Source organism: Streptomyces sp. NRRL S-350, from assembly GCF_000719705.1.
Taxonomy (GTDB): Bacteria; Actinomycetota; Actinomycetes; order Streptomycetales; family Streptomycetaceae; genus Kitasatospora.
The window spans coordinates 1-1,752 of record NZ_JOHO01000155.1; the positions used below are offsets into that span (position 1 = coordinate 1).

Here is a 1,752-nt window from a genome sequence, read left to right on the forward strand (position 1 = left end):
CCAGCCCCGCCGGCGACAAGGCCGACGCCACCTGGATCGTCCGCACCGGCCTCGCCGACAGCAGCTGCCTGTCCTTCGAGTCCGCGAACAAGCCGGGCCGGTACCTCAGGCACTACGCCTTCGAGCTCCACCTCGACCCCGCCGACGGAACCGCCCGGTTCGCCGCCGACGCCACCTTCTGCCCCACCCCGGGCAACAGCGGCACCGGGAACTCCCTCCGGTCCTTCAACTACCCGGCGAAGTACATCCGCCACTACGCCTCGACCGCGTACGTCGCGAGCAACGGCGGCAGCAACGCCTGGGACACCGCCTCCCTGTGGGCGCAGGACACCAGCTGGATCGCCTCGGCGCCCTGGAACTGAGGAACGGTCCGCCCCCCGCCCCGGGGAGCCGACGGCACCGAAGACCGTCGAGGTGCCGGCGGCGCCCGGCCCCGCAGCAGGCCCGGACGCTTCGCTGCGACCCGCGCCTCCCCCACCGCAAACCCACCCGCAACCGCACCCGCACACCCACCCGCACACCCACCCCGCACACGCACCCCGCACACCCACCCCGTCAAGGAGTTCTCCATGACCAAGCGACCGTGGATGCACCGCGTCAGACGCGCGCTCCTCGCGGCCGGCACCACCGCCGTGCTCGCCGCCGGCCTGCTCACCGCCACGGCCACCACCTCGCAGGCCGCCACCCAGGGGCCGTGCGACATCTACGCCGCCGGCAGCACGCCGTGCGTCGCCGCGCACAGCACCACCCGGGCGCTGTACGGCTCCTACAACGGCCCGCTGTACCAGGTGCGGCGCACCTCCGACGGCGCGACCAAGGACATCGGCGTGCTGAGCACCGGCGGCTACGCCGACGCCGCCGCGCAGGACGCGTTCTGCGCCGGCACCGGCTGCGTCATCACCGTCCTCTACGACCAGTCCGGCAAGGGCAACCACCTCACCCAGGCGCTCAGGGGCCACTGGCCCGGCCCGGCCGCGGGTGGGAACGACAACCTGGCCAACGCCTTCGAGGCGCCGGTCACGGTCGCCGGCCACAAGGCGTACGGCGTCTACGTGGCCCCCGGCACCGGTTACCGGAACAACCACACCAACGGCATCGCGACCGGCGACCAGCCGGAGGGCATGTACGCGATCTTCGACGGTACGCACTTCAACGGCGGCTGCTGCTTCGACTACGGCAACGCCGAGACGACCGGCAACGACGACGGCAACGGCACCATGGAGGCCCTGTACTTCGGCGACAGCAAGGGCTGGGGCTGGGGCAGCGGCAACGGCCCCTGGGTGATGGCCGACCTGGAGAACGGCCTGTTCTCCGGGGCCAACCGGGGCTTCAACGCGGGCGACCCCAGCGTCGACAACCGGTTCCTGACCGCGATGCTCAAGGGCGGCCCCAACCAGTGGGCGCTCCGCGGCGGCGACGCCCAGTCGGGCGGCCTGTCCACCTACTACAGCGGCGCACGCCCCAACGCCTCCGGCTACAACCCGATGAAGAAGCAGGGCGCGATCATCCTCGGCATCGGCGGTGACAACAGCAACGCCAGCGCCGGGACCTTCTACGAAGGCGTCATGACCTCGGGCTACCCCACCGACGCCACCGAGGCCGCCGTCCAGGCCAACATCGCCGCGGCCGGCTACAGCAGCGCCTCCACCGGCACCGGCTCGCTGACACCCGGCTCCCGGATCTCCCTGAAGGCCACCACCGCCTGCTGCACCTCCGACTACCTCCGCCACGACGACACCGACACCAAGGCCG

Annotated in this window: 2 protein-coding genes; both read left to right on the forward strand. The window is 72.1% G+C overall.

Annotation, left to right across the window (positions count from 1 at the left end; genetic code table 11):
• Positions 1–362 (forward strand): AbfB domain-containing protein (locus IF30_RS0140165; protein WP_030248022.1); only part of this gene is annotated, 362 nt, incomplete at its 5' end.
• A 207-nt stretch (positions 363–569) separates the two neighbouring features.
• A partial coding sequence (locus IF30_RS0140170) for an arabinofuranosidase catalytic domain-containing protein (protein ID WP_037903036.1) occupies positions 570–1,752 on the forward strand: 1,183 nt, incomplete at its 3' end.